14 protein-coding genes, 1 tRNA gene and 1 other RNA gene are annotated in these 19,758 nt (G+C 73.7%); 9 read left to right on the top strand and 7 right to left on the bottom strand.

Annotated elements, in window-relative coordinates:
- Positions 1-16: 16 nt before the first annotated feature.
- Positions 17-613, bottom strand: a complete 597-nt coding sequence (locus AB0D49_RS34040; protein ID WP_362765311.1) for a heme-binding protein — start codon at positions 611-613, stop codon at positions 17-19.
- Between the two features lie 303 nt (positions 614-916).
- Between AB0D49_RS34040 and AB0D49_RS34035 the strand changes: the two genes are divergently transcribed.
- Entirely contained in the window at positions 917-2,134 is a 1,218-nt protein-coding gene (locus AB0D49_RS34035) for a sensor histidine kinase (RefSeq protein ID WP_362765308.1), read from the top strand.
- Positions 2,131-2,793, top strand: coding sequence for a response regulator transcription factor (locus tag AB0D49_RS34030; protein WP_362765306.1), 663 nt, complete (start codon positions 2,131-2,133; stop codon positions 2,791-2,793). Before AB0D49_RS34035 ends, AB0D49_RS34030 begins: the two co-directional genes overlap by 4 nt.
- Before the next feature lie 37 nt (positions 2,794-2,830).
- Here AB0D49_RS34030 and AB0D49_RS34025 read toward each other — a convergent pair whose 3' ends face one another.
- Positions 2,831-3,271: an SRPBCC family protein gene (locus AB0D49_RS34025; protein WP_362765303.1), complete on the bottom strand. Its 441-nt coding sequence runs from the start codon at positions 3,269-3,271 to the stop codon at positions 2,831-2,833.
- Positions 3,272-3,374: 103 nt separating this feature from the next.
- Positions 3,375-3,725 carry a DUF1330 domain-containing protein gene (locus AB0D49_RS34020; protein WP_362765300.1) on the bottom strand — a complete coding sequence of 117 codons (351 nt, stop codon included), beginning with the start codon at positions 3,723-3,725 and terminating at the stop codon, positions 3,375-3,377.
- 324 nt (positions 3,726-4,049) lie between these two features.
- Here AB0D49_RS34020 and AB0D49_RS34015 point away from each other — a divergent pair, with 324 nt between their 5' ends.
- Both AB0D49_RS34015 and AB0D49_RS34010 read left to right on the top strand, forming a co-directional pair.
- A complete protein-coding gene (locus tag AB0D49_RS34015; protein ID WP_362765298.1) occupies positions 4,050-5,747 on the top strand; it encodes a stealth family protein in 1,698 nt (565 codons plus the stop codon).
- Positions 5,748-5,761: 14 nt separating this feature from the next.
- Entirely contained in the window at positions 5,762-7,576 is a 1,815-nt protein-coding gene (locus tag AB0D49_RS34010) for a stealth family protein (protein WP_362765295.1), read from the top strand.
- Here AB0D49_RS34010 and AB0D49_RS34005 read toward each other — a convergent pair.
- A complete protein-coding gene (locus AB0D49_RS34005) occupies positions 7,546-8,214 on the bottom strand; it encodes a response regulator transcription factor (RefSeq protein WP_362765293.1) in 669 nt (222 codons plus the stop codon). The two genes, AB0D49_RS34010 and AB0D49_RS34005, sit on opposite strands and share 31 nt — an antisense overlap.
- Entirely contained in the window at positions 8,211-9,302 is a 1,092-nt protein-coding gene (locus AB0D49_RS34000; protein ID WP_362765291.1) for a histidine kinase, read from the bottom strand. The genes AB0D49_RS34005 and AB0D49_RS34000 overlap by 4 nt, the downstream gene beginning before the upstream one ends.
- Before the next feature lie 260 nt (positions 9,303-9,562).
- Between AB0D49_RS34000 and AB0D49_RS33995 the strand changes: the two genes are divergently transcribed.
- Positions 9,563-10,756, top strand: a complete 1,194-nt coding sequence (locus tag AB0D49_RS33995) for a lipase (protein WP_362765289.1) — start codon at positions 9,563-9,565, stop codon at positions 10,754-10,756.
- Here AB0D49_RS33995 and AB0D49_RS33990 read toward each other — a convergent pair.
- On the bottom strand, positions 10,743-13,133 hold the full coding sequence (locus tag AB0D49_RS33990; RefSeq protein ID WP_362765286.1) for a helicase-associated domain-containing protein: 2,391 nt from the start codon (positions 13,131-13,133) through the stop codon (positions 10,743-10,745). The two genes, AB0D49_RS33995 and AB0D49_RS33990, sit on opposite strands and share 14 nt — an antisense overlap.
- Positions 13,134-13,402: 269 nt before the next feature.
- A tRNA-Ser gene (locus tag AB0D49_RS33985) sits at positions 13,403-13,490 on the bottom strand.
- Between the two features lie 71 nt (positions 13,491-13,561).
- Here AB0D49_RS33985 and ffs point away from each other — a divergent pair.
- The 4 genes from ffs to AB0D49_RS33965 all read left to right on the top strand — a co-directional run bounded on the left by ffs (position 13,562) and on the right by AB0D49_RS33965 (position 19,631).
- An RNA gene (gene ffs, locus AB0D49_RS33980) (signal recognition particle sRNA small type) lies at positions 13,562-13,660 on the top strand.
- 43 nt (positions 13,661-13,703) lie between these two features.
- Positions 13,704-15,962 (top strand): DNA polymerase III subunit gamma and tau, encoded by a 2,259-nt coding sequence (locus AB0D49_RS33975; RefSeq protein ID WP_362765283.1) that lies wholly within the window; start codon positions 13,704-13,706, stop codon positions 15,960-15,962.
- Positions 15,963-16,093: 131 nt separating this feature from the next.
- Entirely contained in the window at positions 16,094-17,356 is a 1,263-nt protein-coding gene (gene purD, locus AB0D49_RS33970) for a phosphoribosylamine--glycine ligase (RefSeq protein ID WP_362765280.1), read from the top strand.
- Between the two features lie 349 nt (positions 17,357-17,705).
- Complete coding sequence (locus tag AB0D49_RS33965; protein ID WP_362765278.1) at positions 17,706-19,631, top strand: hypothetical protein; 1,926 nt, start codon at positions 17,706-17,708, stop codon at positions 19,629-19,631.
- The last annotated feature ends 127 nt before the right edge of the window (positions 19,632-19,758 follow it).

Raw genomic sequence — 19,758 nt, 5'->3', positions numbered from 1 at the left:
CGGTGCCCGTACCCGGTCAGCGGCCCAGCGCCGCCACGCCCGCCTTCGCGAACTTCTCGTCCAGGTCGCCGCTCGGCGCGCCCGCGACCCCGATACCCGCGACCGGCACGCCCTTGACGGCGACCGGGGCGCCCCCGCCGAGGAACAGCGTGCCGGGGATGTCCTTCAGGTTCGGCGTCTGCTCCAGCCGCTTGACCAGCTCGGACGTGGGGGCGTTCCAGGACACCGCGGTGAACGCCTTGCGCTCGGCGGACTCGTAGGACTGCGGACCGGCGCCGTCGCCGCGCAGGGTGACGAGGGTGTTGCCGTTGCGGTCGACGACCGCCACGCTGATCCGCTGGTTCTCCTTCTCGGCGGCGTCCAGCGCGGCCTGGGCCGCCTTGGTGGCGGCGTCCACAGTGAGGTGGGTGCTCTGGGTGAGGTTGCCGCGGGCCGGGTCGCCGGAGGACGAGCGGGCGGCGGACGAGGCGTTCCCCGAGCTGGAGCCTGCCGCGTTCGCGGCGACCGTACCGGCGCCGCCCGCGACCACGACGGCGAGCACGGCACCGCCGGTGAACAGCCGGGTGCGGCGGGAGACGGAACGGACGCGGTGCTTCGGGGTGTGCTGCTGCATGGCCTGGGCCCTCCTGAGGCGGACTTCGCTGGACTTCTCCGGGCTGCTCCGGACGGTGCCGGTGCCGGGGTGACCCTTCGATCCTGGGCGCGGACCCGGCCCGTCCCCCTCGCCTCAGGGGCTCGCTCCAGCGCCCGGAACGGGGGAGCGCGGTGTCGTCCGTCCGGATGACGGGCCCCGCTCCCGGCCGGGCGACAATGGACGTGTTTGCCCAGTTCGGACCGTCCGCAGGACGGCACGACACGGCACGACACGGCAGGACACAAGGTCTGCCGGACAGGCCGGACAGGAAGGAGGCACGCCATGACCCGCCCGCGCACACCGACGCCCGCACCCGGCGCCGACGACACCCGCGCCCTCGCCCTCGTCATGCACACCGCCTTCTTCGTGCTGCTCGGCGCCTCCCTCGCCCGCTATCTCTCCCGTCACCCCGGCGATCCGCTCACCCCCCTGGTCGTCACCCTGTCCGTGCTGCTGGCGGCGCTGTACGTGCTCGGCCCGGCCCTCGGCGCCCGGCTCACCCTGCGCCGGGTGACCTGGCTGGGCGCGGTGGTCGCCGCCTGGGCGGTGCTGGTGGTGCTGGCGCCCAGCTTCGCCTGGTGCGCGGTGCCGCTCTTCTACACCGGGCTGCGTACCCTGCCACCGCGCGCCGCCGTGCCCCTGGTCGTGCTGCTGACCGCGCTCACGGTCGCCGCCCAGCTGCGGCTGGCGGGCTGGGCCGACCCGAACGTCCTGCTGGCGCCCCCGGCCGTGGCCGCCGTCGCCACCACCGTGTTCGTCACCATGGAGCGCCAGACGGCCCGGCAGCGCGCCCTCATCGACGACCTGATCCGCACCCGCCGGGAGCTGGCCGCCACCGGCCGCCGCGAGGGCACGCTCGCCGAGCGGGAACGGCTGGCCCGGGAGATCCACGACACCCTCGCCCAGGGTCTGTCCAGCCAGCGGATGCTGCTCCAGGCGGCGGACCGGCTGTGGGACACCGACGCCCCGGCGGCCCGGGGCCATGTCCGTACCGCCGCCGCCATCGCCGAGAGCGACCTCGCCGAGGCCCGCCGCTTCGTGCACGACCTCGCCCCGGCCGACCTGGCCCGCACCGGCGGGCTCGGTCCGGCGCTGCGGGCGGTGGCGGAGCGGGCGTCGGCGAACGGGCTCACCGTCCGGGTGCACACCGAGGGCACCCCGGCACCGCCCGTCCCGCCCGCCGTGGAGGCCGCGCTGCTGAGGATCGCGCAGGGCGCCCTGGCCAACGTACGGGAACACGCCCGCGCCACCACCGCGACCGTCACCCTGACCTGCCTGGACGACCAGATCGTGCTGGACGTCGCCGACGACGGCACCGGCTTCGACCCCACCGCCCGCCCCCCGGCCTCCGGCGTCCGGGGCCACGGCCTGCCCGCGGTCCGCGCCCGCCTGCGCCAGCTCGGCGGCACCCTGACGGTCGAGTCGGCCCCCGGCGAGGGCACGGTCGTCTCGGCGTCGATCCCCCTGACCCCCGCGGCCCCGGAAGGCGAACCCGGATGACGAACCCGACGAACAGCACCCCCACCCGCGTCCGCATCCTCCTCTGCGACGACCACGCCGTGGTCCGCGCGGGACTGCTCGCGCTGCTCGGCAGCGCCCCGGACATCGAGGTGATCGGCGAGGCGGGCAGCGGCGAGGAGGCCATCGCCATGACCCGCAAGCTGCGCCCGGACGTCGTCCTGATGGACCTCCAGCTCGGCCCCGGCATCGACGGCGTGGAGACCACCCGCCGACTGGTCGCCGACCGCGCCCCCGGCGCCACCGCCCCGCACGTCCTGGTCCTCACCACCTACGACACGGACGCCGACATCACCCGGGCCATCGAGGCGGGCGCCACCGGCTATCTGCTGAAGGCGGAGGGCCCGGAGGAACTGTTCGCGGCGATCCACGCGGCGGCCGGTGGCCGTACGGCGCTGTCCGGGCCGGTCGCCGGGCGGGTGATGGCCCAGCTGCGCAGTCCCGCCCCCGCCCTCACGGCCCGCGAACGGGACATCCTCGGCCAGCTCTCCCAGGGCCTGCCGAACCGGGAGATCGCCCGTGCCCTGTTCATCAGCGAGGCCACCGTCAAGACCCATCTGCGCCGGATCTACGACAAGCTCGGCGTGGACACCCGGGCGGGCGCGGTGGCGGCGGCGAACACCCGCCGCCTCCTCGGCTGACCGGTCCGGTGCCTGCCCGGCTGACCGTCCCGTCCCGTCACCCCCGGGTCTCCCCCACCGCGATCCGCGCGAACTTCGTGAGCATCATCCCGTTGCGCACGGCCACCAGATAGTCCACGGGCAGTCCGTGCATCCGGGTGCCGGGTCCGCGCAGTGGATGCCAGTCCAGGGTGAACAGCGTGTGCCCGCCCCAGGGCAGCAGCCGCATGGCGATCCGCGCGGCCCCGAACGGCTCGGCCCGCGCCTCAAGCTCCAGCCGCCGCCCCGGCTCACAGATCCGTACGACGACGGTGTCCTCCAGCGACAGCGGCCCCGCCCCCACCCGCACCCGCAGCCGCGCCCCGACCCCCGGCCAGTCCGGGTCCACGGCCAGTACCGCCCGGGTCCCCGTCACCCACTCCCCGTACCGCCGTCCGTCGGCGAGCAGCGCCCAGACGTCGTCGGGCGGACTGAGGACCAGGCGCCGACTGCGTGCCACGGGACCCTCACGCTCCCCTCTCCCCGTCGAACCGTCGAACCGTCGAACCCGTCGAGACCAGCGAAACCCGTTTCACCGGATCGCGCATCAGCAGACCAAGGCGTCAGCCCGCCGCCTCCAGCCCGGCCCGCATCGCGCGGGCGGTGTCCGCCGGGTCGTACCCCTGCGGTACCCCGGGGACGAGGATGATGTCCCCGTCCATGTGGCGGGAGCGCAGCGGGGCGATCTCCTGGTACGCGGCGGAGTCCCACCAGGCGCGGGCCGCGTCCATCCCGGGGAACCCGATCATCACGACGGCCCCGGGCCACCGCCCCTCGGTCACCTCGTGGGCGGCTCCGTGCACCAGGAAGTGTCCGCCGTAGGGTGTGAAGGTCCCGGAGATCCGCTCGATGTACTCGGCGACCTCGGGGTGGGCGGTGGGGTTGTGCAGCCGGGCGATGGCGTAGGCGGTCATGGCGTCCTCCCAGGGTCGGTGCGGCACGACCGAGCGTGGCACCGGCGGGGGCGGCGGGTCGATGACCTCCGGGGTAATGCCCGAGGTGAGGGGCGTGCCGAGGCAGCGGACACGGCCCGGTTCAGTCACCCGCTGTCGTTGCCGGTGACAACCATCACACCGTTCCAAGGGGCTTGTCTTTTACCATTCACCTCTGTCATCCGTCTGTGCGAACTACCCTTTCCTAGTTAATTCTCGAAGAAGTTATCCACAACCTTCCGCCGCGCGTGTCCGTCTGCCCCAAGGCAGGCATGTGTCCAGGTACTTGATAGAGGAGCCCAGAACGTGACCGTGCGTTCCTTCGCCCGTCGGATGCGCCCGCGAGTCGAGCGGAAGGCATCCGAGAAGGTGTGGCAGCTGCGAACGATGCGGCGGCGCCGCCGGGCGGCCGGCACGGACCCGGTGCTCCGCCCCGTCGCCGTACGCGGCCAGCAGCTCTACGGCCGGGTGGTGACCCGGTTCACCGCCGACGAGGCCGCCGCCGCGAACCTCGCGCTGGTGGTGGACGCGCTGGAGCAGGAGGGCATCGCGTACTTCCTGGTGCCCGGCTCGCGGGTGCGGCACACGGTCGGGGTGAACGTGGTGGACCGGGCGCGGTTCCTCGCCGCGCTGGAGCAGCGCCACGCGGGTACGGCGGTGTCCATCGGGCGCCCGCTGCCCGGCGGCAAGCTCAAGCACCCGGCGCTCTTCATGGACGGCGCCCTGCCCGCCGCGCTGCGCACCGCGCCGGTGCTGCGGATCGGCGAGAACCAGCTCGGCCCGGCCGGTCAGCTGCTCGCCGGGTTCGAGCTGGCCTGCGACGTGGAGTTCTGGGAGGACGGCGGGCGGCTGATGGCCGGGGAGGACGGGCCGCGCCGGCTGGCCAAGGTCGCCCCCCAGGCGTCGGAGGACGTGTTCCGCGAGTCGCTGATCGCGCCCCGGAACAACGGTGTCACCGATGTCCTCCCGGCGGCCGAGCAGCGCCCGGTGACGGTCCGGATCGGCGACCGCGAGCTGCCCGCCTTCGCCCCGCTCACCCTCCCCACGGTCGGGGACGTGACCTTCCCGGTGGACGTGGTCTACACCTGGGTCGACGGCGAGGAGCCGGAGATGCGCGCCAAGCGCGCCCGCTACCAGGACCGGGGCATAGCGGAGATCCTCGACAAGGAGACCAACGCCTCCCGCTACACCAGCCATGACGAGCTGAAGTACTCGCTGCGCTCGCTGGCGATGTACGCGGGCTTCATCCGCCACATCTACCTGGTGACGGACGGCCAGAAGCCGCACTGGCTGGACGACTCGGCCCCCGGCATCACGGTCGTGGACCACCGGGACATCTTCCCGGCGGACGTCCTGCCGGTCTTCAACTCGCACGCCATCGAGACCCGGCTGCACCACATCCCGGGCCTGTCCGACCACTACCTCTACTTCAACGACGATGTGTTCGTCGGCCGCCCGATCACCGCCGAGCACTTCTTCCACGGCAGCGGACTGATGAAGGTCCCGGTCTCCCCGCTGAAGATCGGCATCGGCAAGCCGCACTCCGAGGAGACGGCGACGAACTCGGCGAGCAAGAACGTCCGGGCCCTGCTGCTGGACAAGTTCGGCCGGATGACGACCAACAACTTCATGCACACCCCCCTCCCGCAGCAGCGCGAGACCCATCTCGCCCTGGAGCAGCTGTTCCCCGAGGACATCCGCCGCACCATGGGGTCCCGCTTCCGCAACCCGCAGGACATCGCCGTCACCGCCCCGCTGCTCTACCAGTACGCGCTGATGACCGGCCACGGCGTCCCGGGCAAGTACAGCTTCCGGTATGTCAACATCAGCCGCCCGGACGCCGAGCACCGCCTCGCCGATCTGCGCCGCAACCGCCGTTTCGACTTCTTCTGCCTGAACGACGTCGATGTCCCGGCGGAGGAGCGCGAGCAGATCGGCCAGCGCATGAACGCCTTCCTGGACGACTACTTCCCCTTCCCGAGCCCCTTCGAGAAGCGCGACTGACGGGGCCCGGGGGCATGGAAATCCGTCAGCACACCGCGGCTCCGGCGATCCTCAGAGCGGTACGGGACCTGCTGGACCGGCTCCGTCTGACCGCGTCGTCCCGGCTGTGGACGACGACCCGGGCCCGGCGCCGCCGCCGGCTGCGCGCCGCCGTCCCCGGTCTGCGCCGGGTCGCGCTCGGCCCCTCCCGGCTGCTCGGGCGCGGCGTCGGCGGCTACACCGCGGCGGAGGCCGCCGAGGCCGATCTCGAACGGGTCAGCGCCCTGCTGGAGGCGGCCGGGGTCCCGTACTTCGTGATCCCCACCGCCGACGGCCGGACCGCCCCCCGCCGGATCATCGGCGTGGAGGAGCGCCACCGCGCCGCGATCCTGGCCCGCGCCGCCCAGCGCTTCGCGGCCACCCCGGTGTACGTGGGAGCGGTCGCATCCGACGGCACGGTCCCCCGGGCCGTCCTGTGGGCGGACGGGAAGCTCCCGAAGGCGCTGCGCACGGCCCCGGTCCTGCGCACCGGAGTGGTCCGGCTGGGTCCGGCGGGGCAGGTCCTGAGCGGTCTGGAAGCGGGCTGCGACCTCGAATTCTGGCGCCCGGGGCAGGACCTGGACAGCCCGCCGGGCACGGACCCGGCCTGGCTCACCGTCCCCGGCAGCAAGCTGCCCGACGTCTTCGGCCCGGCCCTGATCGCGCCCCGGTCCAACCCGGTCTCCGAGGTGCTCCCGCCCGCCGCCCAGCGCCCGGCGGTGCTCACCGGAGGGCGCCGCCCGCTGCCCACGTTCGCCCCGTTCGCCGAGCCCGGCATCGACGAGGTGCTGTTCCCGGTGGACGCCGTGTACACCTGGGTGGACGGCGACGATCCGGAGCTGGCCGCGAAACGCGCCGCCCACCAGCGCGGCACCCGTAACGAGATCGCCCCCCGGGAGACCGGCGCCTCCCGCTACACCAGCCATGACGAGCTGAAGTACGCCCTGCGCTCGCTGGAGATGTACGCGTCCTTCATCCGCCATGTGTATGTGGTGACGGACTCCCAGAAGCCGTCCTGGCTGAACTCCGAGACCCCGGGTCTGACCCTGGTCGACCACCGGGACATCCTGCCGCCGGACGCCCTCCCGGTCTTCAACTCGCATGCCATCGAGAGCAGGCTGCACCACATCCCGGGCCTGTCCGAGCACTACCTGTACTTCAACGACGACGTCTTCATCAACCGCCCGGTGACGGCGGGCCACTTCTTCCACGGCAACGGCATCGCCCGTATCCCCTTCTCCCCCCTCAAGCTGGGCGTCGGCGCCCCCCACCCCCTGGAGCCCGCCCCCAACTCGGCGGGCAAGAACACCCGGGAGGTGATCCAGCGCTTCCACGGCCGCCAGATCACCCATAAGTCCCTGCACACCCCGCACCCTCAACTCCTGCCGGTCATGCGGGAGATGGAGGCGCTGCACATCGAGGAGCTGGAGAACACCTCGTACTCCCGCTTCCGCTCCACCACGGACCTGGCGCCCGCGTCGACCCTCCACCACCACTGGGCCATCGCCACCGGCCGGGCGGTCCCCGCGGACTACCGCTTCCGCTATGTCCAGCTCGGCACCCCCGACATGTCCCGCCGGCTGGCCCGGCTGGCGGCCGGGGAGGACATCGACTTCTTCTGTCTCAACGACGTCGACACCCCGCCCGAGACCCGGGTGAAGGCGCATCTGGCGATCCATGCCTTCCTGAACCGCAAGTACCCCTACCCCAGCCGCTGGGAGCGCCCGTCGGCGCCGCGTACGGACCCGCCGCGCACCCTCGCCGGGACGGGGCACGCGGGTCATGAGGGGCGGACGAGCCCCGCCTCGTAGCCGAAGATCACGGCCTGGACGCGGTCGCGCAGCCCGAGCTTGGCCAGGACCCGCCCGAAGTGCTTCTTGACGGTGGGCTCCGCGAGCCCGGTGGCCGCCGCGATCTCGGCGTTGGTCAGCCCCCGGGCGACCTGGACGAGGATCTCGTGCTCGCGCCCGCTGAGCCCCCGCAGCCGTACGTCACCTTCCACGGCTCCCGGGACGGCGGGGGGCAGTTGGCGGGCGAAGGTCTCCAGCAGCCGCCGGGTGACCCGGGGCGAGACGGCCGCGTCCCCTGCGGCCACGTCCCGGATCGCCGCGAGCAACTGCTCGGGCCTGGTGTTCTTCAGCAGGAACCCGGACGCCCCGGCCCGCAGCGCGTCGAAGGCGTACTCGTCCAGATCGAAGGTGGTCAGGACGAGCACCCGGGTGTCCGGCGCCTCCTGGAGCAGCCGCCGCGTCGCCTCGATCCCGTCGGTACCGGGCATCCGTACGTCCATCAGGACGACGTCCGGCCGCAGCTCCCGGGCCAGCCGCAGCGCGGTCTCCCCGTCCCCGGCCTCCCCGACCGGCTCCATGTCGGGCTCGGCCCGCAGGATCATGCCGAACGCGACACGCAACAGCTCCTCGTCATCGACCAGCAGCACCCGCACGGTCATCCGCCGCCCTCGCTCTCCCGATCGAGCCCGAGCCGGACGAAGACCCGCCATCCCCCCTCGGCCAGCGGCCCGGCCCGATGACTCCCCCCGAAGGCGGCGGCGCGCTCCCGCATCCCGGCGATCCCCCGGCCGGGCACCCTGGCCGGTACGACGGGCCCGTCGTCGGTGACCTCGACGGTGACGCCCCGCGCCGAGCAGACCACCCGCACCTCGGCCCGGGTCCCCGGCGGGGTGTGCCGCAGCGCGTTGGTCAGCGACTCCTGCACGATCCGGTACACGGCGAGCTGCGCGTCGCCGGGCACCTTCCCGGCGTCCCCCACCACCCGCACCACCGTCGGCAGCCCCACGTCCCGCATCCGCCCGGCCAGCCGTTCCAGCTCCCCCAGCCCCGAGCCCGGACGGCGTACGGCACCGTCCGGCGGGAGGCCCAGCGACCGGCGCATGTCGGTGAGCGCCCGCCGCCCGGTCCCGGCGATCTGGTCCAGCACCGGGAACGGGTCGCCGGGCCGGGCGTGCACGGTCGCGTCGGCGAGCGCCACCATCACGGACAGATGGTGTGTGACGCTGTCATGCACCTCCCGGGTGATACGGGCCCGTTCCGCCGCGACGGCCAGCCGCTCCGTCTGCTCGCGCGCCCGCTCCAGATGGGCGGCGCGCTCCTGCCGGGCCCGCCGTCCGACCCGTACGTTCGCCCCGAGCAGCGCGGCGGCGGCGACCAGCGCGCTGGTCGCCGAGAGCGCGGCGAGGAACCGCCCCTCGGGCGCCCAGCGGACCGCCGACAGCACGGCACCGGCCTCCAGCACGGCCACGGCCAGCAGCGCGGGCCGGGTCGCGGAGCGGGAGGTGACGGTCCCGAGAGCGATCAGCAGCGCCACATCCCCCGGCAACTGCACCCCGTACGACCACTGCACCGACGCGACGCCGGCGATGACCCCGAACACCACCAGGGGTGCCCGCCGCCGCCACACCAGGGGCAGGATCAGCGCCGCCTGGAGCACCACACCCCGGACCCCGGCCAGCTGCCCCGGCCCGAGGGTCACCACGAAGACCCCGAGCGCCAGCAGCCCGTCCAGCAGGAGCGGAGGCACCCCCTGTCTCCACCACGCACCCACGCCCCACCCCCTGTATCTCCCCCCAACCTAAGTCCCGCGCCCCCCGCCCGATCTCCTCCACAGGAAGGACCCGCCCCGCCGAACACCCCCCAGGGTCGCCCCGCCCCCCACCCCGCCGTACGACGCGAAGACCCCCGCTCCCCTGAAACCCTTCTCCCCACCACACCCCACAACGGGAGCCGAGGATGCCGAACCCAACCCGCCGAACCCTCCTGAAACTGACCACAGCGGCCCTGATGACGACGACCATGACCACGGCGACGACAGCGGCCTGGTCGTCGTCCCCCCGAACGCCGCCCCTCCCCGTGTCGCTCCCCCCACCCACGACCCGCCACCCGATCGGCACGGTGGACCTGCACCTGGTGGACCGGACCCGCCCCGACCCCCTCCTCCCGTCGAAGCCCTTCCGGGAGCTGATGGTCACCCTCTGGTACCCGGCCCGCCACCGGGCCACATACCCGACGACCCCCTGGCTCGGCCCCGCCGCCGCGGCCGACTGGGACAGCCACTCGGCCCCCGGTCTGACGATCCCGCCCGGAACGGTGGACTGGCGGGGAATCCGCACCCACGCCCGGACGGGCGCCCCGGCGGCACCGGGAGCCGGCCCGGTGGTGCTGTTCCTCCCGGGGGACGGCGGCATCAGAGCGCTGGGCACGACCCTGGTGGAGGACCTGGCAGCCCACGGCTACCTCGTGGTCACCATCGACTCGACCTACGAGGCGGACCAGGTGGAGTTCCCCGGCGGCCGAGTGGAAAGGGCGATCCCCCTCCCCGACGAACTGACCCCGGAGATCATCGCGGCCCTCCTGGCGAAACACTCCCGAGCCCGCCTGGCAGACGCGGCCTTCATCCTCACGGCCCTCGAATCTCTCACCGCCGGCCACAACCCCGACGCCACGGGCCGCCCCCTCCCGCCCGGCCTCCCCACCGCCCTGGACCTCTCCCGCACGGCGGCCCTGGGCCAGTCCCTGGGCGGCTCGGTGGCCGCCCAACTGGCCCACGACGACCCGCGTATCAGCGCGGCGATCAACCTGGACGGCGAGTTCATCGGCCCGGTGGCCACCACGGGCGCCCGGACCCCGTTCCTCCTCCTGGCCTCCGCCACCCACACCTTCGACAACGTCCCCGGCTGGAACACCTTCTGGACCGCGACGACCACCTGGAAACGCGCCCTGCGCCTACGCGACGCGGCCCACGGCTCCTACACCGACCTCCAGACGATCCTCCCCCAACTGACCCCCCACCTGGACATCCCGGCGGCGGAGGAACTGATCGGCACGATCCCCCCGGCCCCCTCCTTGGCGGCCCAACGCACCGCCACGAAACGCTTCCTCGACCTCCACCTGAAGAACCACCCCACCCGTTTCTTCGACGACCCGACGAGATATCACCCGGAACTGGAACTCCTGCCGGGGCCTACACGGGCATGACGCCATGGATACGGGAGAGGGTGAAGACGCGCTCGTCGTCGCGCAGGTGGCACCAGGCGTCGAGATAGGGCGGGTCCAGGGCGAGGTCGCTGAGGGTGCGGACCGTCCGGTTCCCCGAGGTGGCGACGTACTCGACGGTGATGGCCGTACCGGCGTCGACGGCGTGCGCGAGCTGGCGGATGTCGCTGTACGGCAGGTGCTTCGCCCAGCCCGCGAGGATCTCCTCGGTGTCCGTCGCGAAGGGCGCTCCTCCGTCGAGCGGTGAGGGGTCGGGAAGCGTCGGCGGGGCTGCCAGCAGCCGGGCGGCCAGGATGTGCGGGTCGACGGCGGCGGCTGGTGTCGCCCCACCGTTCCCCGCGTGGGCGCCGCGCGGAGCCGGTACCCGGGCGGCGGCCCGCCGCGGACGGCCCTTCTCGATCCGTACCGTGCCCTCGGCGGTCTCGGCGACGGGGGCGTACCCCTCGGCCCGGAGCGCGGCGAGAGTCGTGTCGAGCGGGCTGCGGCCGATCAGCACGGTCGGGGCCAACCGCCGTAGCCCGAGCCCGGTGAGCTTGCGGTGTGCGGCGAGTTCGGCCAGGAGGGCGGGTTCGTCGCTGTGGATGACGCAGGTGGCGGCGGTGACCCGCATCCGCCCGTGACCCCGGGCGGTGTCGGCGATCAGGTACGTCAGCGGCTGCGGCAGGGGCCCGGCGGCGACAGCGGCCAGATCGGCCGTGATGTCGTCGCCCCCACGCCCGGCGTCCAGTTCCCGGCGGATGCTGCCCGCGCTGAACCGCCACACGGATGCCGTGCCACCGCTCTCCCGGTCGGCGACGGAGTCCAGCAGCGAGGCCAGCCGGGCGGACGGAGTGCCGGTGACGACGGCGGTGAGGTCCGCGCCGATCCGTGCCGTCGTGGTGGCCGGGGGCAGGAGCCGCCGGCACTCCATGGCCAGCGCCTCCGTGTCGCCGGTCAGCAGATGGACGCCGAACGCGGACCCGGTACCGCGAGCGAGCACACCAAGGATCTCGGCCTCACGGATCACGGTCGCGAACGGTGTCCCGTCCGTGGGTGACGGGTGGGCGAGCGGACGCTGCCAGGCGATCAGGGACCCCAGATCCGAGGCGATCACCGCACCCCGCCCTGCCGGAAGCCATCCGACCGCGGCCAGCAACCCGTGGCGGGCCTGCACACAGCCGCCGCAGGGGGCCGCTCCCGCGAGGGCCGGGAGCGCCTTGTTGTCCTCGTCGCGCGCTTGTGCCGGCGTGAGCGGCAGAACCCACCACGCCCAGAGGAGTACGGCGAACTGGTCCGCGGGTTCCTGCTCGGCCCAGGTGCCGTACGCCTCGGTGGGCGTCACCTGATCACCGTCCCGCCCCAGGAGCCCGGCGGCGTACGCGCTCTCCAGGGTGAGCCGTACGACGGCGTCGTCCGCCTGCGCGGCCTTGCCGATGCGAGCCAGTTCACGCGTACCGATCCCGCCGGACTTCAGCCGGGCGGGCGGGGTCGCCGAGCAGACCGCCAGGACCGCGGCGGCACGGGCCGTGAACACGACCGCGGCGGCCGACCCCTCGCGATCCGCCTCCACCGGGGTGACGGCCGCCGTGCGCACGGAGGGCGGGACATACGCGAACGGGGCGTGCCAGCCGGGCCCACGCAGCGCGAGCGCCACCTCGGCAGGCATACGGGCGGGGCCCTGGTGGTGACGGTCCTGGACCAGGAGCCCCCGGTCGAGCGCCCAGCGCTCCCCTGGCCCACGCTGTGGACCGGTGCCGAACATGATGGAGGGCGAGGACCGTGCCCGATGCGCGAGCAACTCGCGGACCGCGGCCGGGGCCTTCGCGACCAGCGGGACGACCCGTTCCGGATCGCTGTGATGTGCCACCAGTGCGGCCAGCCGCTGCGACTTGGTGCCCGGCGGCTTGACGTCCAGGACCGCCAGTATGCGGCGCAGTTCCTCGGAGGTCGTCCCTGCCAGCAGCTCGTTCAGCGGAGCAGCAAGCCCCAGGGGCGCGTCCCACGCGCGGCGCAGCGGAGCCGCCATGTGCAGCCTCCGCGCGCCGTCCGGCCAGACCAGAGCATGATCGGCCAGCACCTCCAGTACGGCGTCCAGTGGGCGAGCGGCCTCGTCGTCCGTCGCTCCGAGCAACTCCGCCAGAGCCTCGCGCGACGTGGGCGTCCCCAGTGCCGCCAGCGCTTCGGCCACCTGGAGGTGCGGCAGCGCGAGCCTCGGCAGGCACAGCGCCACTGATCCGGGGCGCCGAAGCCGGTCCGCCAGTTCCCCCACCGAGCGTGGCTCCGGAGGAGACATGGCGTCCTCGCGCGCTTCGAGCACACGTGCCAGCCGAGACCCATCGAGGCCGCCCAGCCATGCCGCCAGCGGTGAAGGGGATTTCATGCGCGTACACCTCGCCAGCCTGGGGAACTCCACAGCGCCCCGGAGCCCCGGGAGCGGCTCTCCAGGATGGCGTATTCCGGCGATCGGCGGTCCCGTACGAGGACAGGCCCAGCCCAACGAGAGCCGACGGCCTCCCGCCCACCTCGACCGCCCCAGAAGAGGCCAACCGATGGAGCCGTTCGCATGCCACGGTGACCAGTGAGCAGAACCACGACGAAGGGCCCCACCGCGAACGGTGGGGCCCTTCGACATCGTGCCCGGTGAGGCACTGGCGGAGGATACGAGATTCGAACTCGTGAGGGTGTGAACCCAACACGCTTTCCAAGCGTGCGCCCTAGGCCTCTAGGCGAATCCTCCGCCGGGAACATTACATGACCGAGAGGAGTGCTCGCGAACTCGTTCCCGCACCTCACATCGGGTACCCTGTGCGAAGCCCCTCACGCGGCGCTATCTGACTGAACTCCCCCAGGGCCGGAAGGCAGCAAGGGTAGGTCGGCTCTGGCGGGTGCGTGGGGGGCGCTCGCGTTGGCGCGGGCCCGGTTGTCAGTGGGCGCCTATAACCTCGTATGCGTGTCGTCTCTCGCGCTGTACCGCCGTTATCGCCCGGAGTCGTTCGCCGAGGTCATCGGGCAGGAGCATGTCACCGACCCGTTGCAGCAGGCGCTGCGGAACAACCGGGTCAATCACGCGTACCTGTTCAGCGGGCCGCGCGGCTGCGGGAAGACCACCAGCGCTCGCATCCTGGCACGCTGTCTGAACTGCGAGAAGGGGCCGACACCCACCCCCTGCGGCGAGTGCCAGTCCTGTCAGGATCTCGCCCGCAACGGACCCGGTTCGATCGACGTCATCGAGATCGACGCGGCTTCTCATGGTGGTGTGGACGACGCCCGTGACCTGCGCGAGAAGGCGTTCTTCGGGCCCGCGGGCAGCCGCTACAAGATCTACATCATCGACGAGGCCCACATGGTCACGTCGGCCGGTTTCAACGCGCTCCTCAAGGTCGTGGAGGAGCCGCCCGAGCATCTGAAGTTCATCTTCGCCACCACCGAGCCCGAGAAGGTCATCGGCACCATCCGGTCGCGGACCCATCACTATCCGTTCCGGCTCGTCCCGCCCGGCACCCTGCGCGAGTACCTCGGGGAGGTCTGCCAGAAGGAGCAGATCCCGGTCGAGGACGGGGTGCTGCCGCTCGTGGTGCGCGCCGGCGCCGGGTCCGTCCGGGACTCGATGTCCGTCATGGACCAGTTGCTCGCCGGTGCCACCGCCGAGGGTGTGACCTACGCCATGGCCACCTCCCTGCTCGGGTACACGGACGGTTCGCTGCTCGACTCCGTCGTGGAGGCGTTCGCCACCGGGGACGGGGCCGCCGCGTTCGAGGTCGTGGACCGGGTGATCGAGGGGGGGAACGACCCGCGGAGGTTCGTCGCCGATCTGCTGGAGCGGCTGCGGGATCTCGTGATCCTCGCCGCCGTTCCGGACGCCGTGGAGAAGGGGCTGCTCGACGCCCCCGGCGATGTCGTGGAGCGGATGCGCGCCCAGGCCGAGGTCTTCGGCGCCGCCGAGCTGAGCCGCGCCGCCGACCTCGTCAACGAGGGGCTCACCGAGATGCGCGGCGCCACCTCGCCGCGGCTCCAGCTGGAGCTGATCTGCGCCCGTGTCATGCTGCCCGCCGCCTATGGCGACGAGCGGTCCGTCATGGCCCGTATCGATCGGCTGGAGCGGGGGATCAGTGTCTCCGTGTCCGGTCCTCCTGCCGGACTGCCCGCCGTGGGGTACGTCCCCGGGCCCGGCGCCCATGGGCATCCCGCGCCGTCCCTGCCTGGCGGGTCCGTGGCGGGGGAGGGCGGCAGCGGGGTCCCGCCTGCCGCGCCCGCCCCGGTGGCGCAGGCCGCGCCGCCGCCCGTTCAACCGGCGCCCGCGCCCCCGTCCGCGCCTTCCGAGCCTCCGCCGCCCTCCGGTCCGGGTGCCTGGCCGACCGGTGCGGCCGGGGGTGCCGCCGGTCGTCGTCCCGGCGGCTGGCCCAGCGCCACGCCGGGAGCCGCGCCCAGAGCCACGCCAGGTGCCACGCCCGGAGGTTCTCCCGCCGCAGCCGCCCCCTCCTCCCCCGCACCGACCCCGGCCGCCGCCCCCACCTCCGTCGGCCCGCCCCCCACCGGCGGTCTCGACCCCCGTGTCCTCTGGCCCAACATCCTGGAAGCGGTCAAGAACCGGCGCCGCTTCACCTGGATTCTGCTCAGCCAGAACGCCCAGGTGGTCGGTTTCGACGGCACCACCCTCCAGCTCGGCTTCGCCAGCGCCGGCGCGCGGGACAACTTCGCCAGCAGCGGCAGCGAGGAGGTGCTGCGCCAGGCGCTGGCCGAGCAGTTCAACGTGAACTGGAAGATCGACGCCGTCATCGACCCCTCCGGCGGCTCGGCCCCACCACCGCCCGGCCCCGGCGGCGGTTCCCCGTACGGCTCCGGCGGCGCGTCCTCGTACGGCTCCGGCGGCGGGTCGTCGTACGGCTCCGGCGCGTCCGTGCCACCCGCGCCCTCCGTATCTCCCGGTTCCCCCGGGCCCCCCGGTGCCCCCAGCTCCTACAGCCCCCCGGGCGGCGCCCCGCAGCCCCCCGCCTCCCAGGCCGCGGCCCGGCCCGGCGCCTCGGCGCCCACGCCCGCCGCACCGCCCCCCGTCCGCCCCTCCGCGCCCGCCGCCCCGCCGCCGGTCGCCCCGGAGGACGACGTGCCGGAGGACGACGATCCCGATCTCGACGAGTCGGCCCTCTCCGGGCAGGACCTGATCGTGCGGGAACTGGGCGCCACGGTGGTCGACGAGTTCACCAACGAGTAGGCGAACGAGCAACTGGGCCGGGTGACCGCGCCAGGCGACCGCCCCGCTTGGAGAAACCCACAACCCCACCACCCCCACCCCCTCAGCAACCCCCACAAAGACCCCCCGCCCGCTGCCGTTAGGCTGACCCCGTGAAGGTCCTCGTCATCGGCAGCGGTGCCCGCGAACACGCCCTGTGCCGCTCCCTGTCCCTCGACCCCGCCGTCACCGCGCTGCACTGCGCGCCCGGCAACGCCGGAATCGCCGAGGTCGCCGAGTTGCATCCGGTCGACGCGCTGGACGGCGGTGCCGTGGCCGCGCTGGCCACCCGGCTGGGCGCCGGGCTGGTGGTCGTAGGGCCCGAGGCGCCGCTGGTCGCGGGGGTCGCCGACGCCGTGCGCGAGGCGGGCATCCCGGTCTTCGGCCCCTCCGCCGAGGCCGCGCGGCTGGAGGGCTCCAAGGCGTTCGCCAAGGATGTGATGGCGGCGGCCGGAGTGCCCACCGCCCGCTCGTACGTCTGTGTGAACGCGGACGAGGTCGAGGAGGCGCTCGACGCCTTCGGCGCCCCGTACGTCGTCAAGGACGACGGGCTCGCCGCGGGCAAGGGGGTCGTCGTCACCTCCGACCTCGACGCCGCCCGTGCCCATGCCAACGCCTGTGAGCGGGTCGTCATCGAGGAGTTCCTCGACGGTCCCGAGGTCTCCCTCTTCGCGATCACCGACGGCGAGACGGTCGTCCCGCTCCAGCCCGCGCAGGACTTCAAGCGCGCGCTCGACGGCGACGAGGGTCCCAACACCGGCGGCATGGGGGCTTACTCGCCGCTGCCCTGGGCCGATCCCAAGCTGGTCAAGGAAGTGCTGGAGACTGTGCTCCAGCCGACCGTGGACGAGCTGCGCCGCCGCGGCACGCCCTTCTCCGGGCTGCTCTACGCCGGGCTCGCGATCACCTCGCGGGGCGTGCGGGTGATCGAGTTCAACGCCCGCTTCGGCGACCCGGAGACCCAGGTCGTCCTCGCCCGGCTCAAGACCCCGCTGGCCGGGGTGCTGCTCGCCGCGGCCGACGGCAGCCTCGGCGACCTCGCCCCCCTGCGCTGGAGCGAGCACGCGGCCGTCACCGTCGTCGTCGCCTCCCACAACTACCCCGGCACCCCGCGCACCGGCGACCCCATCACCGGCCTCGACGAGGTCGCCGCCCAGGACGCCCCGTACGCCTATGTCCTGCACGCCGGGACCAGGCAGGACGGGGACGCGGTGGTCAGCGCGGGTGGCCGGGTCCTGTCGGTCACCGCGACCGGCGACGACCTCACCGAGGCCCGTGCGCGCGCCTACCGCGCCCTCACCCGCATCGGTCTCGACGGCTCCCAGCACCGTACGGACATCGCGGCGAAGGCCGCCTCGGGCGTTGCCGGAGGCTGAGCCGAGCCCCGGTGCGCACCCCGGCCGAACCCCGGCCGAACCCCTCAGGCCCCGAAACCGTCTCTGGATTCGGGGCCTGATCCTTGCCCTGTGTCATCCACCTCTCCCCAAAGCCATTCCATCGAGTGACCGCTCCCCCATCCGGCTGACGACGGCCCGGCCCCCAACTAGGGTGCGGCGCAAGCGTTCCGGCACTTGGCCCACCGGCATTGCGATGTCAGTGGCGGGTGCCACAGTGGGGGAGTGAGCAAAAGCCGGGAAAGCCGGGAAAGCACCACAGCGGCTGGAACGGCGAGTACGGGAAGAACGGCGACAGCAGCAGGAACGGCAGAGGGGGTGAGGTCCGGTCGTGACGGGGATCGGAGTGGAGGCAGGAGCCCAGAGCGCGCGTGCGCGTGCCCTGGCGGTACTGCGGGTGCGCAGCCGTGCGCTGGCCGTGGCCCTGTTGCCCGCGGCGGCGGCGGTGATCCTGTTCGCCGGTGGGTCCACCGGGCAGCTCGCCGGTGCGGGCTGGGACATCGCGCGCTGGATCGTCGGTGTGCTCGCGCTGCTGGTGCTGGCCGCGGCCGGGGCCGTCGCCCTGGTGGTCGCCCGCGCCCGCCCGGCCGTGACCCCCACGGTCCCCATCCCGGAGGAGTCCGCGCCGGATCTCTACCGGCTGGTGCGCGACCTCGCCGACCGGCTCGACGTCCCGGCGCCCTCCGCCATAGCGCTCACCCCCGACTGCGACAGCTGGCTGGAGGACCGCACCCACCCGGCCCAGAGCGGCCCGCCCCCGTCCGGCCAGGGTGACGACGAGATAGCGGGCGTGGGCCGCCCCCATCGCCGCGCCGCCGCCGCGCCCGTGCTGGTCATCGGCTCCCCCTTCCTGTGGTGGATGCGGGTGGGCGAGCTGCGCGCGGTCCTCGCCCCGGTCGTCGCCGGTACGGGACCGTCGGCGCACCCCGACATAGCCGCCGCCCGGCGTTTCGTCCGGGGGCTGGACGCGGCCGTGGCGGTCACCGCCGCGCCGGGCCGCGATCCCCTCTCGCGCGCGGTGCTCGGCGGGATCGGCTCGGTGGCCCGCTGGATGCTGCGCGGCTGCCGGGTGCACGCCGCCGAGATGGAGCGCGGGGTCGCCGCAGCGGCGGCCGAGCGCGCCCAGGCGGTGGACTACGGGCTGCGGATCGTCGCCCAGGAGCAGGTCGGCCTGGCGTACGCCGGATGGGACCGGCTGCTCACCCGGGTCGCGCTGCCCGCCTGGCGGATGGGCCGCTGGCCGTCCCGGCTGGACGCGGGCGTGGTCGCCGCGCTGACCGAGCTGTCCCGGCGTGACCGGCTGGCCGAGGGGTTCGCCTCCCGTCTCGGTGAGCGTCCCGCCTGCGATCTGCTCGAAGAGCCGGGAGTGGTGGACGAGGCGACCTCGCTGCTCGCCGCCCGGCTGTTCCACGGGGGTCCCGCCGAGCCGGGCCCGGACTGGTCGCCGGTGGACTGGCAGGAGTACCCGGAGGAGGTCGTGGACCGCAAGTGGCGCACCGACGCCGCCCGGCTGCACCGGGTCCTGGACGCCCTCGGGGTCCGCCGCACCGGCGGGCCGCACTCCGACGCCCCGACCCTGGACCGCGTACTCGACCATCTCGCCGAGCCTTCGGCGACGTCCGCCGGACCGGGTGCCGAGCCGTCCTCCCGGTCCTCCACCGAGCCTTCCTCCCGGTCCTCCACCGAGCCTTCCTCCCCGTCTTCCGCCGAGCCCCCGCTCCAGCCCTCCTCAGAGCCCTCGCTCCAGTCCTCCTCCGAGGTCCCGCCCGACCTCTTCCCCGATCTCGAAGAGGATCTGATCCCCACCACCACCGCCCGCAGCACCACCCTCGCCGAGCGGCTGAGCAGCGAACTCGCCCGGGAGGAAGCCGCGCAGGCGGCCCAGGCGTCCTCCTCCGCCACCGGCTCCTCCGCCCCTGGCTCCACCGGCTCCACCGGCGCCCCCACCCCGGCCCCCGACGCCGACTTCTGGGACGACGGAGGGCTCCCCCTCTTCCCGCTCCAGCCACCCCGCAGCCCACGCGAACTGCTCGCCGACCACATCGCGGCGATGGTGTGCTGCGCCGCGATGGACACCGCCGGTGCCAAGCCCGGCCTGGACTGGCTGGACGGACCGTCGCTGATGGTCGCCGGTGAGCGGGCGGCCGACCTCACACCGAAGGTGCTCAGCCTGCTGGAGCGCGGCGACCCCACGCCCCTGCGCGGCTGGCTCAGCAAGACAGGCATACGCCCGGAGAAGCCCGTACGCCTGGTGTGACCTACCGGGCCGATCCCATCCCGGCCCATCACCCGGCCCATCACCCGGCCCATCACCCGGCCCATCACCCGGCCCATCACCCGGCCCATCACCCGGCCCATCACCCGGCCCATCACCCGGCCCATCA

Source organism: Streptomyces sp. NPDC048290 (assembly GCF_040652095.1).
Lineage (GTDB): Bacteria > Actinomycetota > Actinomycetes > Streptomycetales > Streptomycetaceae > Streptomyces.
The sequence above is the reverse complement of the archived record's forward strand: the minus strand, read 5'-3'. Positions and strand labels throughout refer to the sequence as shown.